The 2,547-nt window shown below is 27.9% G+C and carries 3 protein-coding genes; all 3 read left to right on the forward strand.

Annotation, left to right across the window (positions count from 1 at the left end; genetic code table 11):
- A partial coding sequence (locus CYP77_RS09375; RefSeq protein WP_181001965.1) for a sulfotransferase domain-containing protein occupies positions 1–398 on the forward strand: 398 nt, incomplete at its 5' end.
- The gene (locus tag CYP77_RS09380) at positions 379–1,839 is read left to right on the forward strand and encodes a hypothetical protein (protein WP_103599758.1); all 1,461 of its coding nucleotides are present in this window, start codon (positions 379–381) and stop codon (positions 1,837–1,839) included. The genes CYP77_RS09375 and CYP77_RS09380, both read left to right, overlap by 20 nt.
- On the forward strand, positions 1,836–2,465 hold the full coding sequence (locus tag CYP77_RS09385; RefSeq protein WP_103599759.1) for a glycosyltransferase family 2 protein: 630 nt from the start codon (positions 1,836–1,838) through the stop codon (positions 2,463–2,465). The genes CYP77_RS09380 and CYP77_RS09385 overlap by 4 nt, the downstream gene beginning before the upstream one ends.
- The last annotated feature ends 82 nt before the right edge of the window (positions 2,466–2,547 follow it).

The raw sequence follows: 2,547 nt of genomic DNA on the forward strand, positions 1-2,547 counted from the left end.
ATATTGATAATTTAAAAGTAATTGTAGTAGATCGTGATCCAAGGGATCTTTTTTTGTTGAATGAGACGCACTGGAATGGCGCATCTTATATTTGTGACACAACTAATGTATATGAATATATAAATTGGTATAAGACAATGCGAGAACATAGAAAAATAGAAGAAAAAAATAATAATGTAGTTTATATAATGATAGAAGAGCTTATATATGAGTATGATAAGTCATTGGAGTGTTTGTATAAGTTTCTAGGTTTAGCAAAAGATGAACATATAAATAAAAGACAATACTTTAATCCAGATGTATCTAAAAATTGGACTAGACTTTGGGAAAAATATCCCGAATATAAAAAAGAAGTAGAGATTATTATGGAGCATTTAAATGAATATTGCTACAAATGATCTTAAAAAACTAATTGAGCCGCATTTTCAAGGAGATCTAACTAAAGATTATTATGAAATTAAAACAATAAAAGCTATAAGTTTATTAACTCATACTAGATTGGATCTGGCCTTTAAACTTTTATACCTTGATATGATAAATAAGGATAGTGTTTTTGCAAAAAAAGTTTACGAAGAGCATATACGTGCGTTTAGTTTGGGGAAATTTACTGAGTTTGGCAATAAAAACAAAAATGGTATTAATTCTTTTATAAAAGAATTTGATAATACTTTTGAGAGTATTAAGAAAAATGGATTTGACTGTCGTAAAACTATTGTGCCACTTTCAAAAAATAAGTCTATAGCAAATGGAGCACATAGGGTTTCTAGTGCTATATACATGGATATAGATGTTGGATGTGTGCAAATAGATACTGCAGACCATATTTATAACTATAAATTTTTCTATGAGCGAAATGTGTCGAATGAAATCTTAGATGCTGTAGTTGCTAAATTTATAGAATATGCTAACAATACATATATCGCCTTTATATGGCCTACGGCACAAGGACACGACGAAGAAATAGAAGAAATAGTGCCAAGAATAGTATATAAAAAAGAGATAAAGCTTAATCCAAACGGTGCGCACAACTTACTTTCTCAAATATACTATGGGGAAGAGTGGTTGGGTAGAGTAGAGAATAATTTTAGTGGGTCCAAAGGCAAGCTTGTAGAGTGTTTTACTAATTTTAGTCCGGTAAGGATTGTAGTATTTCAAGAAAATAGTTTAAATAATGTATTAAAAATAAAAGATAAAATAAGAAATATTTTTGATATTGGAAAGCATTCTGTGCATATAACTGACACTAAAGAAGAAGCTATAAGAGCATCACATATAGTTTTAAATAATAACAGTATTCACTTTTTAAACTATGCAAAGCCAAATAAATATATTGTTGCTCATAAAAACATAGATAAATTTAAGAAATTTATAATGGATAACAAACTTAATGCCGATGATGTAGTATTGGATGGCAGCATAATCTTAACCATTTATGGATTAAGGGAATCTCGAGATATAGATTATTTTTCAAGTATAAAATTTGAGAATAAGGAATTTGAAGCCCATGACGAAGAATTGAAGTATCATAAAAAAGAAAAAAACGATATTATTTACAATCCAGAGAATTATTTCTATTTTAATGGTATAAAATTTGTATCATTTGCTCAATTATATAAAATGAAAAAAAATCGCCATGAAAAAAAGGATGTAAATGATTGCAAAATAATGGAGGCTTTGATAGAAAATAATAATTTAAAAAAACTAATAAATGGAATCAAGCAGGATTTATTCTACATAAATATAAAGGCCAGGGCAAAATTAATAATTTTTTTAAAAGGTATTGGACTTTTTTGTATAGCAAAAAGAATTTATGGTGTATTAAAGGGCAATATAAAATGATAGACATTAATAAAAATCCAGTCGTGTCTGTAGTGATGTCTGTGTACAATGCTGAAAAGTATTTAGATGATGCTATACAAAGCATATTGAAACAAACATATAAGAATTTTGAATTTGTCATTATCAATGATGGTTCAAATGATAGAAGCTTAGAAATAATTAAAAAATATAAGAATGAAGATGATCATATAATTTTAATCAGCAGGGAAAACAGAGGACTAATATCGAGTTTAAATGAGGGGATAGCAAAAGCAAGAGGTGAGTATATAGCTAGAATGGATGCAGATGATATTAGTTTGCCGTTTAGGATAGAAAAACAACTACAAGTGATGGAGCATGACAAAAATATAGTTGTTTGTGGAAGCTGGATAAATATTTTTGGAGAAAATATAAACGAAAAAGTTGCTAGATATTTTGAACATGACAAGCAAATAAAAGCAAATTTGCTTGTTTCTTGTTGTTTTGCTCATCCATCAGTAATGATTAGAAAAGATGCCTTAACAAACAATAATATTTTGTATGATGAAAGGTTTAAAAATGCAGAAGATTATTATCTTTGGACTCAGCTTGCAAAGGTTGGTAAATTTTATAATATTCCAGAAATACTCTTAAATGCAGATTTTTAGAAACAAGCATTACAAGATTATCAGATAGGGATTTCTCAAAAAGATATAAAATAATAAAAGATATTTTTAAAGAAGCTTTGTA

Origin of the sequence: Campylobacter concisus, from assembly GCF_002913865.1 — a bacterium.
In the GTDB taxonomy this organism is placed as follows: domain Bacteria; phylum Campylobacterota; class Campylobacteria; order Campylobacterales; family Campylobacteraceae; genus Campylobacter_A; species Campylobacter_A concisus_AM.

What these genes read in the sequence shown, in the direction of transcription:
- CYP77_RS09380 (WP_103599758.1), top strand. Translation starts at nt 379, where the DNA reads ATGAATATTGCTACAAATGATCTTAAAAAACTAATTGAGCCGCATTTT.
- CYP77_RS09385 (WP_103599759.1), top strand. Translation starts at nt 1,836, where the DNA reads ATGATAGACATTAATAAAAATCCAGTCGTGTCTGTAGTGATGTCTGTG.